Source organism: Vibrio sp. SCSIO 43136 (assembly GCF_023716565.1).
Taxonomy (GTDB): domain Bacteria; phylum Pseudomonadota; class Gammaproteobacteria; order Enterobacterales; family Vibrionaceae; genus Vibrio.
The window spans coordinates 567,883-592,719 of sequence record NZ_CP071848.1; the positions used below are offsets into that span (position 1 = coordinate 567,883).

27 protein-coding genes and 1 pseudogene are annotated in these 24,837 nt (G+C 46.3%); 22 read left to right on the forward strand and 6 right to left on the reverse strand.

Features of this window, described 5'->3' with window-relative positions; genetic code table 11:
• The first annotated feature begins 28 nt into the window (after positions 1 to 28).
• Genes pstA through phoU form a run of 3 tightly spaced genes read left to right on the forward strand, consistent with a single transcriptional unit; the run spans position 29 to position 3,235 of the window.
• Positions 29 to 1,666, forward strand: coding sequence for a phosphate ABC transporter permease PstA (gene pstA, locus J4N39_RS02800; protein ID WP_252023594.1), 1,638 nt, complete (start codon positions 29 to 31; stop codon positions 1,664 to 1,666).
• A 1-nt stretch (position 1,667) separates the two neighbouring features.
• On the forward strand, positions 1,668 to 2,486 hold the full coding sequence (gene pstB, locus J4N39_RS02805) for a phosphate ABC transporter ATP-binding protein PstB (RefSeq protein WP_252021708.1): 819 nt from the start codon (positions 1,668 to 1,670) through the stop codon (positions 2,484 to 2,486).
• A 44-nt stretch (positions 2,487 to 2,530) separates the two neighbouring features.
• A complete protein-coding gene (phoU, locus tag J4N39_RS02810) occupies positions 2,531 to 3,235 on the forward strand; it encodes a phosphate signaling complex protein PhoU (RefSeq protein ID WP_252021710.1) in 705 nt (234 codons plus the stop codon).
• On the opposite strand, the gene ppk2 is transcribed toward phoU, so the two are convergent.
• The 3 genes from ppk2 to J4N39_RS02825 all read right to left on the reverse strand — a co-directional run bounded on the left by ppk2 (position 3,232) and on the right by J4N39_RS02825 (position 5,643).
• Positions 3,232 to 4,044: a polyphosphate kinase 2 gene (gene ppk2 / locus J4N39_RS02815; protein WP_252021712.1), complete on the reverse strand. Its 813-nt coding sequence runs from the start codon at positions 4,042 to 4,044 to the stop codon at positions 3,232 to 3,234. The genes phoU and ppk2 overlap by 4 nt on opposite strands.
• 44 nt (positions 4,045 to 4,088) lie before the next feature.
• Positions 4,089 to 4,829 (reverse strand): copper homeostasis protein CutC, encoded by a 741-nt coding sequence (locus J4N39_RS02820; RefSeq protein ID WP_252021714.1) that lies wholly within the window; start codon positions 4,827 to 4,829, stop codon positions 4,089 to 4,091.
• A 205-nt stretch (positions 4,830 to 5,034) separates the two neighbouring features.
• The gene (locus J4N39_RS02825; RefSeq protein ID WP_252021716.1) at positions 5,035 to 5,643 is read right to left on the reverse strand and encodes a peroxiredoxin C; all 609 of its coding nucleotides are present in this window, start codon (positions 5,641 to 5,643) and stop codon (positions 5,035 to 5,037) included.
• A 187-nt stretch (positions 5,644 to 5,830) separates the two neighbouring features.
• Here J4N39_RS02825 and J4N39_RS02830 point away from each other — a divergent pair, with 187 nt between their 5' ends.
• Complete coding sequence (locus tag J4N39_RS02830; protein WP_252021718.1) at positions 5,831 to 6,736, forward strand: hydrogen peroxide-inducible genes activator; 906 nt, start codon at positions 5,831 to 5,833, stop codon at positions 6,734 to 6,736.
• A 16-nt stretch (positions 6,737 to 6,752) separates the two neighbouring features.
• Here the strand turns inward: J4N39_RS02830 and J4N39_RS02835 are convergent, their stop codons facing one another.
• Positions 6,753 to 7,199: a CBS domain-containing protein gene (locus tag J4N39_RS02835; RefSeq protein WP_252021720.1), complete on the reverse strand. Its 447-nt coding sequence runs from the start codon at positions 7,197 to 7,199 to the stop codon at positions 6,753 to 6,755.
• A 279-nt stretch (positions 7,200 to 7,478) separates the two neighbouring features.
• On the opposite strand from J4N39_RS02835, the gene queA reads away from it, so the two are divergent.
• The 5 genes from queA (at position 7,479) to secF (ending at position 13,101) form a co-directional block, all read left to right on the forward strand.
• On the forward strand, positions 7,479 to 8,531 hold the full coding sequence (gene queA, locus J4N39_RS02840; protein WP_252021722.1) for a tRNA preQ1(34) S-adenosylmethionine ribosyltransferase-isomerase QueA: 1,053 nt from the start codon (positions 7,479 to 7,481) through the stop codon (positions 8,529 to 8,531).
• Between the two features lie 180 nt (positions 8,532 to 8,711).
• Positions 8,712 to 9,842: a tRNA guanosine(34) transglycosylase Tgt gene (tgt, locus tag J4N39_RS02845; RefSeq protein WP_252021724.1), complete on the forward strand. Its 1,131-nt coding sequence runs from the start codon at positions 8,712 to 8,714 to the stop codon at positions 9,840 to 9,842.
• Between the two features lie 93 nt (positions 9,843 to 9,935).
• Entirely contained in the window at positions 9,936 to 10,268 is a 333-nt protein-coding gene (yajC, locus tag J4N39_RS02850; RefSeq protein ID WP_252021726.1) for a preprotein translocase subunit YajC, read from the forward strand.
• Between the two features lie 19 nt (positions 10,269 to 10,287).
• Positions 10,288 to 12,144, forward strand: coding sequence for a protein translocase subunit SecD (gene secD / locus J4N39_RS02855; RefSeq protein WP_286036827.1), 1,857 nt, complete (start codon positions 10,288 to 10,290; stop codon positions 12,142 to 12,144).
• 9 nt (positions 12,145 to 12,153) lie between these two features.
• Positions 12,154 to 13,101 carry a protein translocase subunit SecF gene (secF, locus tag J4N39_RS02860; protein WP_252021730.1) on the forward strand — a complete coding sequence of 316 codons (948 nt, stop codon included), beginning with the start codon at positions 12,154 to 12,156 and terminating at the stop codon, positions 13,099 to 13,101.
• Positions 13,102 to 13,385: 284 nt separating this feature from the next.
• Here secF and J4N39_RS02865 read toward each other — a convergent pair.
• Positions 13,386 to 13,691 (reverse strand): annotated as a pseudogene (locus J4N39_RS02865) (inositol monophosphatase family protein); the annotation flags it as partial.
• Positions 13,692 to 13,867: 176 nt separating this feature from the next.
• Here J4N39_RS02865 and J4N39_RS02870 point away from each other — a divergent pair.
• Entirely contained in the window at positions 13,868 to 14,707 is an 840-nt protein-coding gene (locus J4N39_RS02870) for a hypothetical protein (RefSeq protein ID WP_252021731.1), read from the forward strand.
• Complete coding sequence (locus J4N39_RS02875) at positions 14,697 to 15,251, forward strand: hypothetical protein (protein ID WP_252021732.1); 555 nt, start codon at positions 14,697 to 14,699, stop codon at positions 15,249 to 15,251. The genes J4N39_RS02870 and J4N39_RS02875 overlap by 11 nt, the downstream gene beginning before the upstream one ends.
• Positions 15,252 to 15,359: 108 nt before the next feature.
• Here J4N39_RS02875 and suhB read toward each other — a convergent pair whose 3' ends face one another.
• A complete protein-coding gene (gene suhB / locus J4N39_RS02880; RefSeq protein WP_252021733.1) occupies positions 15,360 to 16,163 on the reverse strand; it encodes an inositol-1-monophosphatase in 804 nt (267 codons plus the stop codon).
• A 226-nt stretch (positions 16,164 to 16,389) separates the two neighbouring features.
• On the opposite strand from suhB, the gene trmJ reads away from it, so the two are divergent.
• The 11 genes from trmJ (at position 16,390) to ndk (ending at position 24,796) form a co-directional block, all read left to right on the forward strand.
• Entirely contained in the window at positions 16,390 to 17,121 is a 732-nt protein-coding gene (gene trmJ, locus J4N39_RS02885) for a tRNA (cytosine(32)/uridine(32)-2'-O)-methyltransferase TrmJ (protein WP_252021734.1), read from the forward strand.
• Positions 17,122 to 17,234: 113 nt separating this feature from the next.
• Positions 17,235 to 17,738: a Fe-S cluster assembly transcriptional regulator IscR gene (gene iscR / locus J4N39_RS02890; protein ID WP_252021735.1), complete on the forward strand. Its 504-nt coding sequence runs from the start codon at positions 17,235 to 17,237 to the stop codon at positions 17,736 to 17,738.
• Positions 17,739 to 17,768: 30 nt separating this feature from the next.
• Positions 17,769 to 18,983, forward strand: a complete 1,215-nt coding sequence (locus tag J4N39_RS02895; RefSeq protein ID WP_252021736.1) for an IscS subfamily cysteine desulfurase — start codon at positions 17,769 to 17,771, stop codon at positions 18,981 to 18,983.
• A gap of 25 nt (positions 18,984 to 19,008) precedes the next feature.
• Positions 19,009 to 19,392: a Fe-S cluster assembly scaffold IscU gene (gene iscU, locus J4N39_RS02900; protein WP_252021737.1), complete on the forward strand. Its 384-nt coding sequence runs from the start codon at positions 19,009 to 19,011 to the stop codon at positions 19,390 to 19,392.
• Positions 19,393 to 19,454: 62 nt separating this feature from the next.
• Positions 19,455 to 19,778: an iron-sulfur cluster assembly protein IscA gene (gene iscA, locus J4N39_RS02905; RefSeq protein ID WP_252021738.1), complete on the forward strand. Its 324-nt coding sequence runs from the start codon at positions 19,455 to 19,457 to the stop codon at positions 19,776 to 19,778.
• An 80-nt stretch (positions 19,779 to 19,858) separates the two neighbouring features.
• Entirely contained in the window at positions 19,859 to 20,374 is a 516-nt protein-coding gene (hscB, locus tag J4N39_RS02910; protein WP_252021739.1) for a co-chaperone HscB, read from the forward strand.
• Positions 20,375 to 20,387: 13 nt separating this feature from the next.
• Entirely contained in the window at positions 20,388 to 22,241 is a 1,854-nt protein-coding gene (gene hscA / locus J4N39_RS02915) for a Fe-S protein assembly chaperone HscA (RefSeq protein WP_252021741.1), read from the forward strand.
• A gap of 21 nt (positions 22,242 to 22,262) precedes the next feature.
• Positions 22,263 to 22,601 (forward strand): ISC system 2Fe-2S type ferredoxin, encoded by a 339-nt coding sequence (gene fdx, locus J4N39_RS02920; protein WP_252021743.1) that lies wholly within the window; start codon positions 22,263 to 22,265, stop codon positions 22,599 to 22,601.
• A 56-nt stretch (positions 22,602 to 22,657) separates the two neighbouring features.
• Positions 22,658 to 22,858 carry a Fe-S cluster assembly protein IscX gene (gene iscX, locus J4N39_RS02925; protein ID WP_252021745.1) on the forward strand — a complete coding sequence of 67 codons (201 nt, stop codon included), beginning with the start codon at positions 22,658 to 22,660 and terminating at the stop codon, positions 22,856 to 22,858.
• A 156-nt stretch (positions 22,859 to 23,014) separates the two neighbouring features.
• Positions 23,015 to 24,304, forward strand: coding sequence for an aminopeptidase PepB (pepB, locus tag J4N39_RS02930; RefSeq protein WP_252021747.1), 1,290 nt, complete (start codon positions 23,015 to 23,017; stop codon positions 24,302 to 24,304).
• A 63-nt stretch (positions 24,305 to 24,367) separates the two neighbouring features.
• Complete coding sequence (gene ndk, locus J4N39_RS02935; protein ID WP_252021750.1) at positions 24,368 to 24,796, forward strand: nucleoside-diphosphate kinase; 429 nt, start codon at positions 24,368 to 24,370, stop codon at positions 24,794 to 24,796.
• The last annotated feature ends 41 nt before the right edge of the window (positions 24,797 to 24,837 follow it).

Here is a 24,837-nt window from a genome sequence, read left to right on the forward strand (position 1 = left end):
TTATTCTTATCGGAGCGCTGTTGTGAAGTTGAAACAGTGGTTGGAATCAGGCTCGCCTTGGATATGGCTCACCTCTGGTGCGGTGAGTGTCAGCTTGATCTCTGTACTTGGTGTATTGTTGTTGATTGGTTGGAAGGGCTTAACCTATTTTTGGCCCGCTCCTCTGTATCAGTGGCACGATAGCGAGCAAAAAATGCTGGTGGGTCAACTTTACCAAGTTGACTCGATTCCTGTGGAGCGCCTACTTCAAGCTCGACCAGAATTATCCGAGCAGCTGCAAGGGCATACCAATCTAGACCGTCTGAACATTAAAGTGGCGAATAGAGATCAGCTGGGAATGGATTTTATCTCGGTGTTGGGTATTGAGCTTAGCCAGCCACAAACACCCCAAGGATGGGCAGTGATTCAGCGAGCCCATAATGGCGACTTTTTCGGCAAGCCAATCGCTCTGCTTGTTGATGGTAAACGCATCACAGGCAACTTAGTTACCGAGCTTGAATCGGCGCTTACAGAAGTGGATCTGCTTCGAGAACGTCGAGAGTCCTTGGTTGAAGATCATATTCAGCGCATTAGCCGAGAGCAATCTCGTATCAATCGGGAGATCAAAAGGCTAAAGCTAAATCAAGGCCAAGCATCCGAGCCACTGATCGAGCAGAAAACTCGTTTGGCGAGCAATATGAAGTCTGCCGAAGCAGAGCTGAAAATCATTGACGATTTGTTGGCAACCAACGCTTTGCTGGTGACGGACATGCGTGACCAAGAGATCACAATTCCACTGAGTGAAGTATTTGATGTTTGGTTTCCAAATGACATGAACATTGCGCAAAAAGTGGCGCACTGGTTTGGTCAAGTTTGGATGTTTGTCAGTGACGATCCTCGGGAAAGTAACTCAGAGGGTGGGGTATTCCCTGCCATTTTTGGTACGGTATTTTTGGTGTTGTTGATGTCTGTGGTGGTGACACCTCTGGGCGTGATTGCAGCGATCTACTTGAGTGAGTACGCCAAGGACACAGCCGTGACCAGAATGATCCGTATTGCGGTGATCAACCTTGCAGGTGTCCCTTCAATTGTTTACGGTGTTTTTGGTTTGGGCTTTTTTGTTTATACCTTAGGTGGCTCTATCGATGCGCTGTTTTATTCTGACTCTCTGCCTTCACCAACCTTTGGCACACCGGGGTTACTTTGGTCTTCTTTGACCTTAGCACTGCTGACATTGCCAGTTGTGATTGTATCGACAGAAGAGGGCTTGCAACGCATCCCATCCTCGCTTCGTCACGGTTCACTGGCACTGGGTGCCACGCAATTTGAAACTTGGTGGCGCATAGTTTTACCTATGGCGAGCCCAGCTATAATTACAGGGTTGATCCTCGCTGTAGCGCGTGCTGCTGGCGAGGTTGCTCCCTTGATGCTGGTGGGGGTAGTGAAGCTTGCCCCTGCATTGCCCGTGGATGGAGAGTTTCCATTTATCCACTTAGATCGTAAATTTATGCATTTGGGTTTTCATATTTATGATGTCGGCTTTCAATCACCGAACATCGAAGCCGCTAGACCCTTGGTATATGCAACGTCATTTTTATTGGTGACGGTTATCGTCGGCCTGAACCTAACCGCTTTTACGATTCGAAATCGTCTTCGTGAAAAGTATCGAACCTTTGGACAGGAGTAACATGTTCCCACTCAATCCAACATTAGGCTTTGAGCAGCCGTTAGACGTCAACAACCTCAGTGACGAGGATACGGCGATTGATATTCAGGGGTTGAATCTTAATTATCAGTCTAGTCAGGCGTTGTTTGATATCTCGATGCGGATTCCTAAGGGGCAGGTAACAGCATTTATCGGTCCATCAGGGTGTGGTAAATCCACCTTACTGCGCTGTATTAATCGTATGAACGATTTGGTTGAAGGCTGCAGTATTGACGGTGAAATTAAGATCCATGGCCAAAACATTTACGCACCAAAGGTGGACGTGCCAACACTACGCCGCCGTGTTGGTATGGTGTTTCAGCGCCCCAACCCGTTTCCTAAATCTGTCTACGAAAATGTTGTGTATGGCCTTCGTTTGCAGGGGGTGAAAAACAGTCGCACACTCGATGACTCTGTTGAAAGGGCATTACGTGCGGCTGCCTTGTGGGATGAGGTCAAAGATAGATTGCATGAAAATGCGTTTGGTTTGTCGGGCGGTCAGCAGCAGCGTTTGGTGATTGCTAGGGCGATTGCGATTGAGCCGGAAGTTTTGCTGCTTGATGAGCCAACCTCGGCGCTTGACCCTATCTCGACCTTGACCATCGAAGAGCTGATTAACGATCTCAAGACCAAATATACGGTAGTCATCGTTACTCATAACATGCAACAAGCCGCTCGAGTTAGTGATCATACGGCATTTATTCATCTAGGAAGATTGATAGAATATGGCGATACTGACTCAATTTTTACATCGCCAATGAAAAAACAGACCGAAGACTACATCACAGGTCGTTACGGTTAATGAGTCACTTTACCTTTTAAGTTTTAATTCAGTTAAGGATATCTATGCAGTTTGGTCGCCACATCTCAGGTCAGTTTAACGTAGAGCTAGAATCTATCCGTACCCATGTATTAACCATGGGCGGTTTGGTTGAGCAGCAACTCTCTTTTGCCATGCAAGCGTTAAATAAACAGGATCTGGATCTGGCTAAAAAAGTGGTAACAGACGACCATAAGGTTAACTCGATGGAAGTGGCTATCGACGAAGCTTGTACACGTATTATTGCTAAACGTCAGCCGACGGCCAAAGATTTACGCTTGATCATGGCGATTATTAAAACCATTACTGACTTAGAACGTATCGGTGATGTCGCTACCCGCATTGCACGAGTTGCGATTGAGTCAGATTCGGTCAAAGACCGTGCTTGGCAAGTATCACTTGAGCCTTTGAGTCGACAAGCTATCCACATGTTGCATCAAGTGCTTGATGCCTTTGCGCGCATGGATGTCGATGCAGCGGCAGAAGTGTATAAGCAAGACGATAAGTTAGACGCTGAGTATGAAGCGGTGATCAGGCAGCTGATGACTTATATGATGGAAGACCCGCGCTGCATTCCAAACGTGTTGCAGGTGATGTGGTCAGCACGAGCGATAGAGCGAGTGGGAGACCGTTGCCAAAACATTTGTGAGTACATCATTTACTTTGTTAAAGGACGAGATGTTCGCCACCTAAGCAGCGAACAAGATATTGACGATATCATTAAATCTTAATCGTCTTCGTCATCGATTTTGTGTGTCGGGTCGAACAGATTCGGCACAAAAGATTGCTCTTCAAGCGGCGCTCTCACATACCCTTCTTTATTGATTTCCGGCAAACTAATCTCAGGGTGCTCCACTTCTTGATAGTCTACTTGGCTTAAAAGGTGTGAGATGCAGTTGAGTCTTGCGCTGCGTTTATCATCTGATGGCACAACCCACCAAGGCGATAGCTTGGTATCTGTGTAGGCAAACATTTTATCTTTTGCTTTAGAATACTCAGCCCAGCGATTACGAGACTCAAGATCCATTGGGCTGAACTTCCAGCGCTTTATAGGCGTATTAACCCGCTCTAGGAAACGCTTTTCTTGCTCTTCATCAGACACCGAGAACCAGTATTTGAGCAAAATGGTACCCGAGCGGATCAGCATGCGTTCAAATTCAGGGCAAGAGCGTAGGAATTCTTCATACTCCTCCTCACTACAAAATCCCATCACCTTCTCAACGCCAGCACGGTTGTACCAACTGCGATCGAAAAGCACAATTTCTCCTGCGGCTGGCAGGTGTGCAACATAGCGTTGGAAATACCACTGGGACTTTTCTCGCTCGGTAGGGGCGGCCAGTGCACTGATGCGGCAAACACGAGGGTTGAGCTTTTCAGTGATGCGCTTGATGACACCTCCTTTGCCTGCTGCGTCTCGGCCCTCAAAAATCACCACAACTTTTAAGCCTTCTTGCTTGACCCACTCTTGAAGCTTGACCAGTTCGATTTGAAGTTTTTTGAGCTCCGCTTCATAGAGCTGCTTATTGAGTTTCTTTGCCATACTTTCCTCCGTGAATTTTAAGCATAGCAAAGAAAAACGTCGGCTTATTTGTTAAGGCTCTCAGTAACTTGGCGCAGTCGCTCTAGGCTTGTGACTGGGATTGCAAAGTCATCACAGCTTTGATTGCCCATGTGAGCGTCTTCAGCAATATAGGCCATCTGGCTTGGGCGGGTTGATTTTGCCGATAGGTGGATCTCATCAACCTGGGTGGTTTGAGCGATGTTAAGCGCATTTTGAGCACTAACCCCAGCGCCAGCCATGATAGAAATTCTGCCATTGGCTTGAGTAACAAATTGGGCGATTTGATCCATACCGAGTTCGGCACTGGCGGCTAGTCCAGATGTGAGTACTCGCTCACAACCGAGTTGGATGATCTCTTCTAGTGCTTGCTGTGGATGGCGACATTGATCGATCGCCCGATGAAAAGTGATGCCCAACCCATCCGCTCGTTCTATTAGCTGCTGACACAGGTCAGTATCGATATCGCCATCGGGTGTCATAGCACCAATAACAATACCGTCAAGACCTGCTTGCTTTGCCGCGTCGATATCAAACAGCATTTGCTCAAGATCGGCCTGACTAAACAGAAAATCACCTTGGCGAGGGCGGATCATTGCATAGACAGGAATAGTGGATAATTTGGCTGCCATGCGCATCAGGCCAAAACTTGGCGTTAGCCCGCCCAGTTCAAGTGAGGAGCAAAGTTCTATTCGTGTTGCGCCACCTGCAATGGCGATAGGCAGGGATTCAAGATTATCGATACATACTTCGATTTGGTAAGCCATCTAAGTCACTCCGTCAATTGGGAGACTACTGTATCACTAGTTGGTAACCAACAACAAAAAGCCCGCAACCAAGGTTGCGGGCTTTGAATTTGACTAACTAAACTAAATTGAATTTTGACTTAATAAATGGCGGAGTGCGATTTTTCGCTATATTTTATCTTCCGACCACACATACCGTTGAGCGTTGGTATGGATTAAGTGGCAATTACTTGTCTAGGTCTGCAGTGTGCTCAGATAGGTACGCTGCTACACCTTGTGGTGATGCGTCCATACCTGATTTGCCTTCTTCCCACTGTGCAGGACATACTTCGCCGTGCTCTGTGTGGAAGTTTAGTGCGTCAACCATACGTAGCATTTCGTCGATGTTACGGCCTAGTGGTAGGTCGTTAACAACTTGGTGACGTACAAGACCTTCTTCGTCGATTAGGAAAGAACCACGGAAAGCAACGCCAGCTTCTGGGTGCTCTACATCGTAAGCTTTACAGATTTCGTGTTTAACATCAGCGATTAGTGGGTATTTCACTTGACCGATGCCGCCGTTCTCAACAGCAGTGTTACGCCATGCGTTGTGAGAGAACTGAGAATCGATAGATACGCCGATAACCTCAACACCTTTCGCTTGGAAGTCTTCGAAACGCTTGTCAAAAGCGATTAGCTCAGAAGGACATACGAAAGTGAAGTCTAGTGGGTAGAAGAATACAACCGCTTTTTTACCTTTAGTAAACTCAGCGAAGTTGAAGTTTTCAACGATTTCACCGTTACCTAGAACTGCAGCAGCAGTGAAGTCAGGGGCTTGACGACCAACTAGTACCATTTTGTTTGCTCCAAATTTGAGGATAATCAGACCGTTCATGGTCTGTTTTATGTTTCAACGGGACAAACTATAGTGCATGACGTAGTATGTGGGACAGCGAATTAAATAGATTGAGATAATCGAAAAAAGCGATAGAAGCATTTATAGCCTTAGTCGCAAGATTATAAATTATTGTCAGATAGTTACCATGAATAAATGGCCGAGCCTTAAACAGCTACATTACCTTGTTACCTTACACGAAACTCGCCACTTTAGTGAAGCGGCTGAGCGTTGTTTTGTTAGTCAGTCTACTTTGAGTAAAGGTATTCAAAACCTTGAAGAGATGGTGGGCAGCCCGCTGTACGAGCGCAAAGATAAGAAAAGTCCACTGGTGTTCACCATGGTGGGTGAGAAAGTGGTGGAGCAGGGCCGAGAGTTATTGGCCAAAGGACACGAACTGCTTGAACTTGGCTCGCTAGCATCTGGCAATGCGATGCAAGGGGAGCTGCGTGTCGGCTGTATTCCAACCATTGCACCTTTCTTATTGTGTGACTTAGTTCAGGAAGTGAATCACCGCTACCCGACTTTGAATCTACTGCTCAGAGAAGACACCACCTCTAATTTGCTAGAAGCACTGCGCAATGGGCAACTGGATGTGCTGATCTTGGCGCTGCCAGTTGAGATTGGCAACATGGACAGTAAGGTGGTGGGTCATGACCCATTCAAAATGGTATTGAGCGAAGGGCAGGCCAATGGTATTCGAGTGCCCATTCGTTACGATGATTTGCCAGATGAGTCGGTATTCTTGCTCGAAAACGAGCACTGCTTGACGGAACACGCAGTATCCGCTTGTAAACTCACCAAGCGTGAAAAGATTAATCCGTTTACCGCTACGAGCTTGCATACCTTGGTGCAGATGGTTGCCAATGGCTTGGGTACCACATTTATTCCTCAAATGGCGATTGAACACGGCCTGTTAGACAATCAAAATTTGATTGTCGTAGAACCGCCGGGTCAAAAAGCGTATCGAGAGATTGGTCTGGTTTGGCGTCCGAGCTCAGCTAGGCAAGAGACTTTTAATACCCTTGCCGATGTGGTATCCGACCTACTTTAGCCGCAACTCTAATGCGCTAGTCAAAATCTAGTGCGTCTGGCTCCACCTCTTCTTGAAGCTCAAGCAAGCTAATGGCGATGGAGACAAAGTCGGTGTCGGTAATAATGCCAACCAGCTGATCGTGATCCACGACTGGCAAACAGCCCACCTTATGCTTTTGCATATAGATAGCACTCTCTTTTAGCCCCGCTTTTGGCGACGCCGTCATCACGCCTTGCGCCATCACTTTATCTAACGGGGTGTTTAACGTATGAGAGTCCTCGCCGGGAGCTTTCGCTAATACAGATTCCTGAATCGCCAATACATCGCGCTGGGTGACAATACCCAACAGCTTTTTGGCATCATCAACCACAGGCACGTGGCGAATATCGTGTTGCTTCATTAAATCTTTGGCATCTTGCACGCAATGGGAGCGCATAAGGGTGTAGGGGCTGCGAGTCATCATGTCTTCGATTTTGATCATATTGACCTCCTGAATGCAGACTCAAAAACAGAGGAGTAAAAGACAGAAGTCTTATCTTTTTTGTGGTTACTTTTACTATAGATGGCAGAGGCTTAATGAACTGAGATGTACCTCATTTTTTAACGATTCTAAATGGATACTTCTCGCATCAATTCGATTTACTCGTTTGCGCCAAAAACTGGAATGTAACAAACCACCAACCAAGGCTTGCTATTGCCTTCACGCCATCTATACTACCGAGCTGCTAAATTTTTACTCACCCAACAATAGACGGTAACCATGCAAGTATCTGACTTTCATTTTGACCTACCAGACGAGCTGATCGCTCGTTACCCACAACCTGAGCGTACGGCCAGTCGCCTACTGCAATTAGACGGTAATAGTGGTGAGCTACGTGACGGCACATTTAAAGATGTGCTCGACCAACTGCAAGCTGGTGATCTACTGGTGTTTAATAACACTCGCGTGATCCCAGCACGAGTATTTGGTCGCAAAGCCTCTGGCGGTAAGCTGGAAGTGCTGGTGGAGCGTATGCTTGATGATAAGTCGATTCTAGCTCACGTCCGTTGTTCAAAATCACCTAAGCCGGGCACGGAACTCTTGTTGGGTGAAAACGATGACTTTTCCGCGACTATGGTGGCAAGACACGATGCGCTGTTCGAAATTCGTTTCGAGTCAGAGTTGAGCGTGCTAGAAATCTTAAACCAGATTGGTCACATGCCGTTGCCGCCTTATATTGACCGCCCTGATGAGGATGCGGATAAAGAGCGCTACCAAACGGTGTATAACCAAAAGCCAGGAGCAGTTGCTGCGCCAACTGCGGGTTTGCATTTTGACGATGCATTGCTTGAGCAAATCAAAGCTAAAGGCGTGGAGTTTGCTTACGTGACACTGCACGTGGGTGCAGGTACCTTCCAACCTGTGCGAGTAGACAACATTAATGATCACCACATGCACGCAGAGTATGTGGAAGTATCTCAAGAAGTCGTTGAGGCGATTGCGGCAACTAAGGCGCGTGGTGGGCGAATCATTGCTACAGGCACAACATCTGTTCGTTCGCTGGAAAGTGCTGCTCAAGACGCCCTGAAAAATGGCACAGAATTAGTGCCTTTCTTTGGTGATACCGAGATTTTCATCTATCCAGGATACGAGTACCAGTTGGTAGATTGCTTGATCACCAACTTCCACTTACCAGAGTCAACCTTGATCATGTTGGTAAGTGCATTTGCAGGCTATGACAACACCATGAATGCTTATAAGCATGCAGTAGAGAACAGCTACCGTTTCTTTAGCTATGGTGATGCGATGTTTATTCGCAAGAAAACCAAGTAGTTTTAGCATTTAGCGACCAGTTTAGAGTAGGTGCTCACGGATACAGTGCCTATAGAAATATTGAAGAACGGATTCACAGCTGCATCGGATTTTGCCGATGTGGTGGGGCGTGGTGAGCTAAAGCTCGCTGGCGTATAAAAACTATTAGCCAGATTGTTTCTCTGGCGATTTGGAGGCTTCGTGAAGCTTAAATACGAACTGAAAAAAACTAACGCAGGTGCGCGTCGTGGTCAGCTGACTTTTGAACGTGGCACAGTACAAACACCAGCATTCATGCCAGTTGGTACTTACGGCACAGTAAAAGGCATGACACCAGAAGAAGTGAAGGGCACTGGCGCTGAAATTCTTCTTGGTAACACCTTCCACCTATGGCTACGCCCAGGTCAGGAAGTGATGAAAATGCACGGTGACCTGCATGATTTCATGAACTGGCAAGGCCCTATCCTGACCGATTCAGGCGGCTTCCAGGTATTTAGCCTTGGCAAAATGCGTAAAATCACTGAAGAAGGTGTAACTTTCCGTAACCCAGTGAACGGTGACAAGATCTTCATGGATGCCGAAAAGTCGATGGAAATCCAGAAAGACCTAGGTTCTGACATCGTAATGATCTTCGATGAGTGTACGCCATACCCAGCGACGCACGCAGAAGCGAAGAAGTCGATGGAGATGTCACTACGTTGGGCGCAGCGTTCTCGCGATCACTTCGATAAGCTAGAAAACCCGAACAACCTATTTGGTATCATCCAAGGTGGTGTTTACGAAGACCTACGTGATGTATCGATCAAAGGTCTAACTGACATTGGTTTTGACGGCTACGCAGTCGGCGGCCTAGCGGTCGGTGAGCCAAAAGAAGATATGCACCGCATCCTTGAGCACACTTGTCCTCAGTTACCAGAAGATAAGCCTCGCTACCTAATGGGTGTAGGTAAGCCAGAAGACCTAGTGGAAGGTGTTCGCCGTGGTATCGACATGTTTGACTGTGTGATGCCAACTCGAAACGCACGTAACGGTCACCTGTTTGTGACCGGTGGTGTGATCAAGATCCGTAATGCGAAACATAAAACCGATACAACTCCACTAGATCCGCATTGTGACTGTTACACTTGTCAGAATTACTCGAAGGCGTATCTACACCATCTAGAACGTTGTAACGAGATTCTAGGTGCGCGTCTAAACACTATCCATAACTTGCGTTACTACCAACGTGTGATGGAAGGTATTCGTAAAGCTATCGATGAAGATCGCTTTGAAGAGTTCGTAGAAGAGTTCTACGCACTGCGTGGTCAAGAAGTACCACCATTGAATAAATAGTCTTACTGCGCCACTTAGCCCTTGAAAGTTAAGTGGCGCAGCCCCATAGATGCTTAGATAACTTACAATTAATAACATAGAGGATGTTTTCCAATGAGTTTGATTTCTGTAGCTCACGCAGCTGGCGAAGGTGCACAACCAGGTGGTGGTTTTGAAATGCTGATCATGCTGGGCATGTTTGGTGTGATTTTCTACTTCATGATTTACCGTCCACAAGCTAAGCGTGCGAAAGAGCACAAAAACCTAATGGCAAGCATGTCAAAAGGTGATGAAGTCCTAACCAATGGCGGCCTAGTGGGTAAGATCACTAAAGTTGCTGATGACAACGACTACATTGCTATCGCACTAAACGACAACAACGAAGTAACTATCAAGAAAGACTTCGTTACAGCGGTACTTCCAAAGGGTACGCTAAAGTCTCTATAACAGCTTAAGGATCCTCGCTGTGCTAAACCGTTATCCGTTATGGAAGTACCTGATGGTAGTCTTTTTGATTGCAATCAGTGCGCTATATGCCCTTCCAAACCTATACGGTGAAGATCCGGCAATTCAAGTAACTGGGGCACGTGGTGCCTCAGTTGATATGTCAACGCTGGATACTGTCACCCAAGCTCTTGATAAAGAGCAACTCTCTCATAAATCTATCGCTTTCGAAGATGGCTCGATTCTGGTTCGTTTCAACGACACTGACTCTCAGTTAAGTGCTCGTGATGTCATTAACGAAGCGTTAGGCAAGGACGTTATCGTCGCTCTTAACCTTGCAGCGGCTACCCCAAACTGGCTTGAAAGCATTGGTGCAAACCCAATGAAACTAGGTCTTGACCTTCGCGGTGGTGTTCACTTCTTGATGGAAGTGGATATGGACTCTGCGATGGAAAAACTGGTGGCGCAGCAAGAAGATGCCTTCCGTACTGAGCTTCGTGAAGAACGTATCCGCTACCGTGCAATTCGCAAGTCTGGCACTGACGGAGTGGAAGTGGTTCTGCGTGATGCAGAGCAGCTAGCACAAGCGGAGAAAACACTATCAAGCAAACACCCAGACATGGTGTTCGTGGACAGTGAGAGCAACGGCAACTTCACTCTTAAAGCGACGTTCAATGAAACTCGTCTTCAAGAGATCCGTAATTACGCTGTTGAGCAGAACATCACCATCCTACGTAATCGTGTGAACGAGCTAGGTGTGGCTGAGCCGCTAGTTCAGCGCCAAGGTGCAAGCCGCATCGTGGTAGAGCTGCCAGGTGTTCAAGACACTGCGCGTGCAAAAGAGATCCTTGGTGCAACGGCAACGCTTGAATTTCGTGAAGTGGATGACAAGGCTGATCTAGCCGCAGCTGCAGCGGGTCGAGTCCCTGCGGGCAGCGAAGTGAAGCTAGACCGTAATGGTCGCCCAGTCGTACTGAAGAAGCGCATCATCCTTGGTGGTTCAAGCATCACAGATGCAAGCTCAAGCGCTGACGAATACGGCCGTCCACAGGTAAACATCTCGCTAGATAGCGAAGGTGGCAGCAAGATGTCTGCATACTCTAAGAACAACGTTGGCAAACTTATGGCAACGGTATTTGCTGAGTACAAAGACTCTGGTCGCCGCACCCCTGAAGGCAAGATCATCCTAGACAAACACGAAGAAGTGATTAACCAAGCGACTATCCAGTCTGCACTTGGTCGAAGCTTCCGTATCACGGGTATTGATTCTGCATCTGAAGCACACAACCTAGCACTGCTACTACGTGCTGGTGCTCTGATTGCTCCAATCTCGATTGTCGAAGAGCGTACTATTGGTCCATCAATGGGGCAGCAGAACATCGACATGGGTATCCAAGCGTGTGTGACTGGCCTTGTAGCAGTAATGCTGTTCTGTCTGGTTTACTACCGTAAGTTTGGTATTTTTGCCAACCTTGCTCTTGTGGTGAACATCATGCTGATTATCGGTGTTATGTCGATGATCCCAGGTGCAACCATGACCTTGCCAGGTATTGCAGGTATTGTTCTAACCGTAGGTATGGCGGTTGACGCCAACGTGCTGATATTTGAGCGTATTCGTGAAGAGCTGCGAGAAGGTCGCAACCCTCAGCAAGCGATTCACCAAGGTTACGCTAACGCATTTAGCACTATTGCCGATGCCAACATCACCACGCTAATCACCGCAATCATTCTGTTTGCTGTGGGTACGGGTGCGATTAAAGGCTTTGCGGTAACGCTATCTATCGGCATCATTACTTCTATGTTTACAGCCATCATTGGTACACGTTGTCTCGTGAACCTGATTTATGGCGGTAAGCGTGTTGATAAACTGTCGATCTAAGGAAGACCCATGTTTCAGATTCTGAAAACAACAAAAACGATCGACTTTATGCGTTGGTCAAAAGGTGCCTTCGTTCTGTCGCTTGTTATGATTGCAGCGGCTATCGGTACTCTTTCAACCAAATGGCTGAACTGGGGTCTAGATTTTACTGGCGGTACTTTGATTGAAGTTGGCTTTGAACAGCCAGCAAACCTAGAGAACGTACGTAGTGCATTAGAAGCGAAAGGCTTTGGTGATGCGACAGTTCAGAACTTTGGCTCGTCACGTGATGTGATGGTTCGTCTTCGTCCACGTGAAGATGTGCAAGGTGAAAAGCTGGGTAACCAGATCCTAGAAGCAATTAAAGAAGGTACAGGCGAGAACCTAGAGATGCGTCGCATCGAGTTCGTTGGCCCTAACGTGGGTGACGAGCTTACTGAAGCGGGTGGCCTTGCGATTCTTGTGTCGCTTATCTGTATCCTGATCTACGTATCGATGCGATTTGAGTGGCGACTGGCGGCAGGTGCGGTAATGGCACTGGCACACGACGTTATCATCACCTTAGGTATTTTCTCTCTGTTCCAGATTGAAGTTGACCTAACCATCGTCGCAGCATTGCTTACCGTTGTTGGTTACTCACTCAACGATACCATCGTAGTATTTGACCGTATCCGTGAGAACTTCCGTAAGATGCGTAAAGGTGAATCAGCAGAGATCATGAACAGCTCAATTACTCAAACTTTGAGCCGTACTTTGATCACCTCTGGTACTACCTTATTCGTAGTTATCGCTCTATTTACTCAGGGCGGCGCAACCATTCACGGCTTCGCAACTGCGTTGCTACTAGGTATCTTGGTTGGTACGTACTCTTCAATCTACGTTGCATCAGCACTAGCGCTTAAACTGGGCATCCAGCGTGAGCACCTAATGCCACCGCAAGTAGAAAAAGAAGGCGAAGAGTTTGATGAAAGGCCTTAGGGCGTTTAGCGAACTTTGAATGATTAATGAAAACCGTCCGATTGGGCGGTTTTTTTTGAAACGGACACTGCGTTAACGGACGCTTCGCTAACGGACGCGATGCTAAGGGGGGAAGGGAGGAGCGAAAAATAAAGGAGTGGTGGCATACACTTGATAGCTTTGATTAAGAGTTAGGCAGTATCACCTCGTTTACCCTTAAACCCTTTACCGCTAGCGAAGCGTCCGAAAAAAAAACCAGCCGTAGGGCTGGTTTTTTTATAATTCAACCTGTGACGGAAGGTCGATTATTTGATCATTGCTTCGTTGCCGTTTTCACGGATGTGTTTAAGCATTGATTTAACACCGCGTGGGCTTGAAGCGACGATGTTGCCAGATTGCATGTAACCTGTACCGCCAGCAAAATCAGTTAGGATAGCACCAGCTTCACGAGCGATTAGCTCACCTGCTGCCATGTCCCAAGGTTTTAGGCCTAGCTCGAAGTAACCATCAACGCGACCAGATGCTACATAACATAGGTCTAGCGCTGCAGAGCCAGTGCGGCAGAAATCAGCACACTTGCTGAACATAGCATCATCGATTAAAAACTTACTTTTTAAAGAGCCCAACTAACGACTGAAACTAGGAACTATTTGATGCGATTAAGGTAGAACTTCTAAAGAGATGGTGTCTCAAAAGTGAGCTTGTGGTTTTCGTCATATAGACTTCCTGTTACATATTAAATTAATTGGATATATTTTAGTCATTTAATTGGCTAGAGATATGACTAATGAATAACTTTCAGTGTCTAAGTAAAAGGCGAAAGAATGACAGAGATGACTGTTTAAATCGATTAATTTCTTCGGAAGTAGATGTGTATGTTTTTGATATAAAAAGCTTTGTCGAACTTTGGTATGCAACCTATCTCAATAGAGGAATGTCTCGAGAAGAGGTCGATGCAATAGGTGTTACCTTAGGGGTGTCTGAGTCTATTTTGACTAGAGCAAGTTATGGACATGATGTTGGAAGTATTGCTATTTTGGCGAGGGATTTACATCGTGGTGGATCAATTTTCTCAACGTTCGAAATATCGAAAGTTGATGGAAAAAGTTACATAAAGTTCAAAGGGAACCATAAACTAAGAAAAGTTATTAAAGGGACTCGTTACTTATCATCAAACACTAAACTTCTATCCATTGGAATTGGAGCTGAAGGATTGAAACTAGCTGCCAAATCAGGGGTGTTACTTACGATCTTTTATTCGGTTCCAATTTATACACTAAAGTTAATATTGCAAAAGGACTATCAAATTAGTCGCTGGGTGGCAGATGTGAGTTTTACTATTGTACAAGCTGCTCTTTCTGGGGTTGCTGGAGTTATTGTGGCAGGGATGGTGACAACAACAATAGTGATTGTTCCATTAGCGGTAGGAGTGGTTGCCGCTTTTCTAGCATCTGAAACTATCTCTATTATTGAGAATGAGTTTTTGCTAAAAGATCGACTAACAAAAGCTATTAATAATTATGTCGAGAAAGAAGCTGAGAAAAGCATAGAAACTTACCTGAGAAAATCACAAGCTGCAGGAGCTATAAAAAGTATAAACCAACAGGTGCTTATTAATGGACTCTGATGATGAGCTGATTTCTAGTCCTAATAGGATCAAATTAGTGATTGGAATCGCACTAATGCTTGGGCTAACAATTATGTTTTATTGGGCTGCCAGAGAACATTTTTTATATGGTCTTTTGGAGAAGCAAATAGGTGATGAGTTTTATATAATATATACAGATCCTTCGTACTTGATTTCTGTTGTAGGTGTTGTTGTTTGCCCAATTACCTCAGTATATTTTATAACTTTACTGCTTGTTCCATCCTCAAGTGATTTAGCCGTGAAAACACTCGGGGCAGCATGCCTATTGGGTCTGGTTGTCATCATTATTGGACAGCCGCTGGAAAGGTATAGGCAAGTATTGATGGCTGAAAGTAATGGCTATCTAAAGTGTCCCCCTTTTACTTTCGATACTAAGGATTTATCTATTGTACCAATGGTGAGTCATGAACACTTATGTGGCGAGCGTGAGCTACAGGCTAAGGTAAGGTACATCTCTTCAAAGGACTTAGATGGATTGAATGAATATATCCAAAATGAGTTGATAGGGGATTTGAATCATTAGACCTAGAATACGTCCAGCTAGTGCTGCAACGTTGAATTCGGAAACTAATAAAAAACCAGCCCAATAATGGCTGGTTTTTTTATAATTCAACCTGTGACGGAAGGTCGATTATTTGATCATTGCTTCGTTGCCGTTTTCACGGATGTGTTTAAGCATTGATTTAACACCGCGTGGGCTTGAAGCGACGATGTTGCCAGATTGCATGTAACCTGTACCGCCAGCAAAGTCAGTTAGGATTGCGCCAGCTTCACGAGCGATTAGCTCACCTGCTGCCATGTCCCAAGGTTTTAGGCCTAGCTCGAAGTAACCGTCAACGCGGCCAGATGCTACGTAACACAGGTCAAGTGCTGCAGAACCAGTGCGACGGAAATCAGCACACTCGCCGAACATAGCACCAACAATCTTGATGTAAGACTCAGAGTGTTGTTTTTGCTTGAATGGGAAACCAGTCGCTAGGATAGTGCCTTGAAGATCTTTGATCTCGTTAACACGTAGACGAGCATTGTTTAGCTGAGCGCCCGCACCGCGTTGTGCAGTGAATAGCTCGTTTAGCATTGGGTCGTAAACACACGCAACTTCTGTCTTGCCTTTCATACGAACAGCGATTGAAACAGAGAAGTGTGGGAAACCACGCATGAAGTTAGTGGTGCCATCCAGTGGGTCGATGATCCATTGTACGTCGTTATCTTTACCTTCGATAAGACCGTTCTCTTCGGCAACGATGCTGTGCTCTGGGTAAGATGCTTTGATTGTATCAATGATTAGCGCTTCCGCTTCTTTGTCTACGTTAGTAACAAAGTCATTGGTGCCTTTTTGAGAAGACTCAATTTTATCAGCAGTTTCTAGAGATTTAGCAATATGGTTGCCTGCTTTTCGCGCAGCGCGAATAGCAATGTTTAGCATAGGATGCATACGATTTTCCCACGGATGTTAAAGAACGAATAAATACCATCGGTATATGACCGAGAGTGATAGTGTGATCACACTGGTCGAAAGCGGCGGGCAGTATACCAAAGTTTTTGCAAAAAGGAAGTGTTCATTTTTTGAACTCTTAATGTCACTTTTATTGATGAATGCGATCTTTTCTCAAACGGCTGTGGTAGTATTTTGCGGTTTAGTAAGCCAGATGTGAAAGAGCATGTTAGATCAGGTCAAAGTGGTATTGGTGGGAACGTCTCACCCAGGCAATATCGGTAGCGCAGCCCGTGCGATGAAAGTCATGGGGCTAACCCAAATGGTGTTGGTGGACCCACAGTGTGAAGTGGATGAAACTGCCCTTGCGATGGCAGCAGGAGCGGGTGACATTGCGCAAAATGCACAAGTGGTATCAACACTCAATGACGCTGTAGCCGATTGTGGCTTGGTGGTTGGCTCTAGTGCACGCTCACGCACACTTGAATGGCCAATGTTGGAGCCACGTGAGTGTGGTGAAAAGTTTGCTCAAGAAGCGCAGCAGCATCCGGTCGCACTGGTATTTGGTCGAGAGCGAACGGGCTTAACCAACGAAGAGCTACAGACCTGTCATTATCATGTGTGCATTCCTGCCAACCCTGAATACAGTTCATTGAACTTGGCGATGGCAGTGCAAACTATCTCTTATGAGATCCGCATGGCGCACCTTGCACTCGAGCAATCGAAGCATCCTATTGCAGAGCAAGAAGAGTACCCTCGTCATAAAGAGCTTGAGCTTTTTTACCAGCACCTTGAAAAAGTCATGGTGCAGACCCAATTTATTGAGCAAGACGGTAATAGCCAAGTGATGAACAAGGTTAAACGACTATTCAGCCGCGCTCGACCAGAAAAGCAAGAACTCAATATCTTACGTGGCGTGTTGACTGCGGTTGAGAAGCAAATCTCGAACAAAAAATAACCACTCACACCGTGTGGATGAATACCTGACTAAATTAGTCAAATAAATACTTGACCAAAATAGTCAGGTATGGAAAACTGCATCCACGTACTTAATGTGGATACGGTGTGATAATGAGACTGACATCTAAAGGAAGATATGCGGTAACTGCAATGCTTGATGTAGCACTGCATTCGCAACAAAACCCAGTGCCATTGGCGGATATTTCTGAGCGCCAAGGTATTTCGCTTTCCTACTTAGAACAACTGTTTTCAAAACTGCGTAAAGCAGGGCTGGTGGCCAGTGTTCGTGGCCCAGGTGGTGGTTACCGCCTAGGAACTAACGCCCACGAAATTGCTGTAGGTATGGTCATTGCAGCTGTCGACGAATCTGTCGACGCAACTAAGTGTCACGGTAAAGAGGGTTGCCAAGGTGGAACTCGTTGCCTAACTCACACACTGTGGCGCGATTTAAGTGATAGAATTAGCGGCTTCTTAAATAACATCACTCTTGGTGAGTTGATGGAAGATAACGAAGTTCTAGAAATTTCTGATCGTCAAGACATCGGCTTGGCTATCAATCATGGGTTTAGCAAACAATCAAACACCAACACAATAGGTGTAAATGCTCGCTCTTAAGCGGTGCGGTTTGTACATTTGGAGTAAAGAATGAAACTGCCTATTTATTTTGACTATTCAGCAACTTGCCCAGTTGATCCTCGTGTTGCTGAGAAGATGGTTCAGTACATGACAATGGATGGTACTTTTGGTAACCCAGCGTCACGTTCACACCGTTACGGTTGGCAAGCTGAAGAAGCTGTGGATACCGCTCGTGAGCAAGTAGCTGATCTACTAAACGCAGACCCACGTGAAATCGTAATCACCTCGGGTGCGACAGAGTCAGATAACTTAGCGATCAAAGGTGCAGCACACTTCTACGCTAAGAAAGGCAAGCACGTCATCACATGTAAAACCGAGCACAAAGCGGTTCTTGACCCATGCCGTCAACTAGAGCGTGAAGGTTTTGAGGTTACATATCTTGAGCCAGAAGCAAACGGTATTATTGATCTTGCGAAGCTTGAAGCAGCAATGCGCGAAGACACGGTTTTAGTCTCTATCATGCATGTGAACAACGAAATTGGCGTTATTCAAGACATCACTGAAATCGGTGAAATGTGTCGCTCACGCAAAATCGTATTTCATGTAGATGCGGCGCAAAGTGCAGGTAAACTGCCAATCGATGTTCAACAAATGAAAGTTGACTTGATCTCAATGTCAGCGCACAAGATTTACGGCCCGAAAGGCATCGGTGCATTGTACGTTCGCCGTAAGCCACGTATCCGCCTAGAAGCGCAGATGCACGGTGGTGGTCATGAGCGTGGTTTCCGCTCTGGTACCCTAGCAACTCACCAAATCGTTGGTATGGGTGAAGCTTTCCGTATCGCAAAAGAAGAGATGCAGAAAGATCACGATCACGCACTTAAGTTGCGTAACCGCCTACTAGAGCGTCTAGAAGGTATGGAAGCGCTAACCATCAACGGTGATCTTGAGCAGCGTGCTCCGTTTAACCTAAACCTAAGTTTTGCTTTCGTAGAGGGTGAATCTCTACTGATGGCGCTGAAGGACCTAGCGGTATCTTCAGGCTCTGCTTGTACATCTGCAAGTCTAGAACCATCGTACGTACTGCGTGCACTTGGTCTTGATGATGAACTTGCACACAGTTCAATCCGTTTCTCTTTCGGTCGCTTTACGACAGAAGAAGAGATTGACTACGCTGCAGAGCAGATTAAAACAGCAGTACAAAAACTACGTGACATGTCTCCACTGTGGGATATGTACAAAGAAGGAATTGACCTAAATACGGTTGAGTGGGCTCACCACTAATCCTAAAAGATTGAGGATTTGAATCATGGCATACAGTGAAAAAGTAATTGACCACTATGAGAACCCACGCAACGTTGGTGCATTCGACAAGAATGATCCAAACGTAGGTAGTGGCATGGTAGGTGCACCGGCGTGTGGCGACGTAATGAAGCTACAGATCAAAGTGTCGGAAGAGGGCATCATTGAAGATGCAAAATTTAAAACTTACGGTTGTGGTAGTGCTATCGCTTCAAGCTCACTTGTGACAGAGTGGGTAAAAGGCAAGAGCATTGATGAAGCAGCAGCAATTAAAAACGCTGAAATCGCAGAAGAGCTCGAGCTTCCACCAGTGAAAGTTCACTGCTCAATCCTTGCGGAAGATGCTATCAAAGCAGCAGTTTCTGACTACAAGAAAAAGCACCAAGAGTAATATAATTTTAGGGAGCGTATTGCTCCCTAATCTCCCAAGAAAAGTAAAACAAAGGTTGTACCATGGCCATCACAATGACAGACGCAGCAGCCGAGCGCGTTCAAGCATTCCTAGATAATCGCGGTAAAGGAATTGGCCTCCGATTAGGCGTTAAGACCACTGGGTGTTCTGGTATGGCTTATGTACTAGAGTTCGTAGATGAGCTTAACGATGAAGACCAAGTGTTCGAGCACAAAAGTGTCAAAGTAATTATTGACGCCAAGAGCCTCGTATACTTAGACGGTACCGAACTGGATTTCGTCAAAGAAGGCCTTAACGAAGGTTTCGAATTCAACAACCCGAACTCTAAAGGCGAGTGTGGTTGTGGCGAGAGCTTCAACGTCTAGTACTCAATAATGCGCAGCCTTGCTGCGTGTTTTTATTTCCTCAGCCGCTTTTCGGCGAACCTCGTTGAGAACTCACTTTCATGAACCATTTTGAACTATTTGGTCTGCCAACACAGTTTGAAGTCGACACCAATCTTTTAGCGTCTCAATTTCGCGAACTTCAACGTCGTTTTCATCCAGACAAATATGCGACCGCATCCGAACGTGATCGCTTGCTAGCGGTGCAAAAAGCTGCACAAATCAATGATGCTTATCAAGTGCTTAAATCTCCTATCTCACGAGCAGAATACCTATTGGCTGAAATGGGTGTGGATATTCGTAATGAGCAAAACACCATGCAAGATCCTATGTTCTTGATGGAGCAGATGGAGCTTAGAGAAGAGCTTGAAGAGATAGAACACAGCTCAGATCCTGAAAGTGCGCTATTCGATTTTGCCGCGAATGTCAGTAAACTATATACACAGCATTTAAATGAGCTTAAAGAAGCCCTAGCGCAGCAGGCCTTAGAGCAAGCCGCTAGTGGGATCCGTAAGCTAAAGTTTATTGCGAAGCTCAACAGTGAAATCGAGCAACTTGAAGAAAAACTGCTTGGATAATCAAGGATAATTAATGGCACTACTTCAGATTGCAGAGCCTGGTCAAAGCTCTGCACCTCACGAACATAAACTGGCGGTTGGTATCGATCTTGGCACGACCAACTCCTTGGTTGCCTCGGTTCGCAGCGGTGAAGCAAAACCGCTCAGCGATGAGCAAGGTCGAAATATCCTACCTTCTGTAGTGAACTACGGTGGTGAAGAACCATTAGTGGGGTATGCTGCTCGCCAAAAAGCGCAGCAGGAACCTGAGCAGACCATTATTTCAGCTAAGCGTTTGATTGGCCGCTCTCTAGAAGATATTCAAACTCGCTACCCTGAGTTGCCTTACCAATTTACGGCAAGTGACAACGGCCTGCCGCTGTTGCAAACCAAGCAGGGCAGTGTCAATCCGATTCAAGTATCGTCGCAGATTTTAAAATCTTTGGCCGCCCGAGCGGAAAGCACACTTGGTGGTGAGTTAAGTGGCGTCGTTATTACCGTGCCTGCGTATTTTGATGATGCACAACGTGCGGGTACCAAAGATGCGGCTCAATTGGCTGGATTGCATGTACTTCGCCTGCTGAATGAGCCAACAGCTGCTGCCATCGCCTATGGCCTAGACAGTGGCCAAGAGGGCGTGATTGCCGTTTACGACCTTGGTGGCGGTACCTTCGATATTTCTATTTTGCGCCTGTCTCGTGGTGTGTTCGAAGTATTAGCCACAGGTGGTGACTCTGCCCTTGGCGGTGATGACTTTGACCATCTGGTCGCTAACTACATCAAAGAGCAGATTGGCCTTGAAGGCGAACTGAGCGCCGAACAAAACCGTAAATTGCTGGATGCAGCGACCGAGATGAAAATTGCGCTATCAGACGCAGATACTGCTCAAGTCGATGTGCTGGATTGGCAGGGTACCATTAGCCGTGAAACCTTCAACGCACTTATTCAGCCACTGGTGAAGAAGACACTAATGTCATGTCGCCGAGCGCTACGTGACGCTGAAGTAGGTAGCGAAGAGGTATGTGAAGTGGTGATGGTAGGTGGCTCAACCCGTACACCTATCGTACGTGAAATGGTCGGCGAGTTCTTCGGTCGTACGCCACTGACCAGTATCAACCCAGATGAAGTGGTTGCGATTGGCGCTGCGATTCAAGCTGACATCTTAGTCGGTAATAAACCTGATTCAGAGATGCTACTGCTGGATGTTATCCCGCTGTCTCTAGGTATTGAAACCATGGGTGGTTTGGTTGAGAAGATCATCCCTCGCAACACAACCATTCCTGTTGCACGAGCTCAAGAGTTTACCACTTTCAAAGATGGTCAAACTGGAATGTTGGTTCACGTCGCTCAAGGTGAGCGTGAAATGATGGATGATTGCCGTTCATTAGCTCGCTTCACCCTAAAAGGTATTCCACCGATGGCGGCAGGTGCGGCGCATATTCGAGTGACCTATCAAGTGGATGCAGATGGCCTTCTGTCTGTGACTGCGATGGAAAAGAGCACGGGTGTTCAAGCAGATATTCAAGTTAAACCTTCTTACGGTCTAAGTGATACCGAAGTTGCTGACATGCTAAAAGACTCGATGACTCACGCTAAAGAAGACATGTTGGCCCGAGCACTTGCAGAGCAACAAGTTGAAGCTGACCGAGTGATTGAAGGCTTAGTTGCAGCGATGCAAGCGGATGGTGATGAACTGCTGAGTGAGTCAGAGCGTGATGCGTTGATCAAAGCTATCGAGAGCTTGATTGAGCTGCGCAATGGTACTGACGCAGACGCCATTGAACAAGGCATCAAAGATACGGATGCGGCGAGTCAAGAGTTTGCCTCTCGCCGAATGGATAAATCCATCCGAGCTGCCCTTTCGGGTCAGTCGGTCGATAAAATATAACCAATTATTAGAGAAGTAATCATGCCAAAAATCGTTGTATTGCCTCATGAAGATCTTTGCCCAGAAGGTGCAGTACTAGAAGCAAAAACGGGTGAAACCGTATTAGATGTTGCGCTTAAAGCGGGCATCGGCATCGAGCACGCATGTGAAAAATCTTGTGCATGCACCACTTGTCACGTAGTGATCCGTGAAGGCTTTGATTCACTAGAAGAGAGTGAAGAGCTCGAAGACGATATGCTAGATAAAGCATGGGGACTAGAGCCGGAATCTCGTCTAGGCTGCCAAGCGAAAGTGGCTGACGAGGATCTGGTTGTAGAGATCCCGAAATACACACTTAATCACGCATCAGAAGACCACTAATACATCATTGGTGAGCACAATGCTCACCATAAACAGCACAATTACAGGGAGTGACTATGAGCCTAAAATGGACAGACTCGCGAGACATCGCCATTGAGCTGTGTGACCTTTTTCCAGACACTGACCCAAAAACAGTGCGTTTTACAGACTTGCATCGCTGGATCTGTGAACTGGAAGAGTTTGAAGATGATCCCAACCGTTCCAACGAAAAAATCCTAGAAGCGATTATTTTATGTTGGATGGATGAAGCGGACTAATACCAATTCCAAACACTTTTGATGACTCAAGCACAAAAAACGGACCTTCGGGTCCGTTTTTTTTATCAAATTGATATTTTCTTGTGTGCATAATGATAACATCATTGAACAAAACGAAGATAAGAGTGGCAAACGACCATTCATTAAGGAGAACAGATGTCTACACAAATGCCGGTATTGATCTCTCGCCAGGCGGCACCAGAACAGTGGGGCGATAAAGCACTACTTTCATTTGGTGAAGCTGGTGCGACTATCCACGTCACCGAGCCTGAGCTTGATGCGATTCAACGTGCTGCTCGTAAGCTGGATGGTCAAGGGATCAAAGCAGTTTCACTGCAAGGCGAAGGCTGGGATCTAGAAGCGGTTTGGGCTTTTTATCAAGGCTACCGTAACCAAAAGAATAACAACCGTGTTGATTGGGTTGAACTTGAAGAAGCGGCTCAAACAGAACTGAACGCTCGTATTAAAGCGGGCGATTGGGTTCGCGACATTATCAACAAAAACGCCGAAGAAGTCGCACCTCGTCAACTGGCAACTATGGCAGGTGAGTTCATCAAATCACTTGCACCAGAGCAGGTAACTTACCGCATCGTTAAAGATAAAGATCTACTGACGGAAGGCTGGGAAGGCATTTATGCAGTAGGCCGTGGCTCTGAACGTACGTCAGCTATGCTACAACTCGACTTCAACCCAACAGGCGATGAAAACGCACCAGTATTCGCTTGTCTTGTGGGTAAAGGCATTACGTTTGACTCAGGTGGCTACAGCTTGAAGCCTTCAAACTTCATGGACGCTATGAAAGCTGATATGGGTGGCTCTGGCATCATCACTGGTGGTCTTGGCTTGGCGATTATGCGCGGTCTGAATAAGCGTGTGAAACTTATCTTATGTTGCGCTGAAAACATGGTTTCTGGTCGTGCATTTAAGCTTGGCGATATCATCAAGTACAAAAATGGCAAAACAGTGGAAGTGATGAACACCGATGCTGAAGGTCGTTTAGTTCTGGCGGACGGTCTATTGTTTGCTAATGAGCAAAACCCTGAGCTAATCATTGATTGTGCAACACTTACGGGTGCTGCAAAAAATGCCCTAGGCAACGATTACCATGCTTTGCTCTCTTTTGATAGCGAGCTATCTCACCAAGCACTCACCAGTGCTACGGAAGAAAATGAAGGTCTGTGGCCTCTACCGCTAGCAGACTTCCACCGTAGCATGTTGCCATCGAACTACGCTGATCTATCCAACATCAGTAGTGGTCAATATTCACCAGGTGCGAGCACGGCGGCGGCATTCCTTTCTTACTTCGTAGATGACTACAAGAAAGGTTGGCTGCACTTTGATTGTGCTGGTACTTACCGCAAAGCAGCGTCTGACAAATGGTCAGCAGGCGCAACGGGCATGGGTGTTCGCACGCTAGCTCGTCTACTAGTAGACCAAGCAAAATAATGACTGAACGGGAGCAAAGACTCCCGTTATTTTTTTCTGATAAGTAGAAGTAAAGGATAACTTATGGCTCTAGAAAGAACCTTCTCTATTGTTAAGCCCGACGCAGTTAAACGTAACCTGATTGGTGAGATTTACCACCGTATAGAAAAAGCAGGTCTACAGGTTATTGCAGCGAAAATGGTTCACCTGAATGAAGACCAAGCCAGCGGTTTCTACGCTGAGCATGAAGGCAAACCATTTTTCGAAGACTTAAAAGCATTTATGACTTCTGGCCCAATCATGGTTCAAGTCCTTGAAGGTGAAGATGCTATCTGTCGTTACCGTGAATTGATGGGTAAAACCAACCCAGAAGAAGCGGCATGTGGCACGATTCGCGCTGATTACGCACTGAGTATGCGTCATAACTCTGTCCACGGTAGTGATAGCCCAGAGTCGGCAGCCCGTGAAATTGAGTTTTTCTTCCCTGCATCTGAGATTTGCCCTCGCTCTTAGGTTAGGGAGTACCCTTGCAACGGGGTATTCTTTTGTCCTCC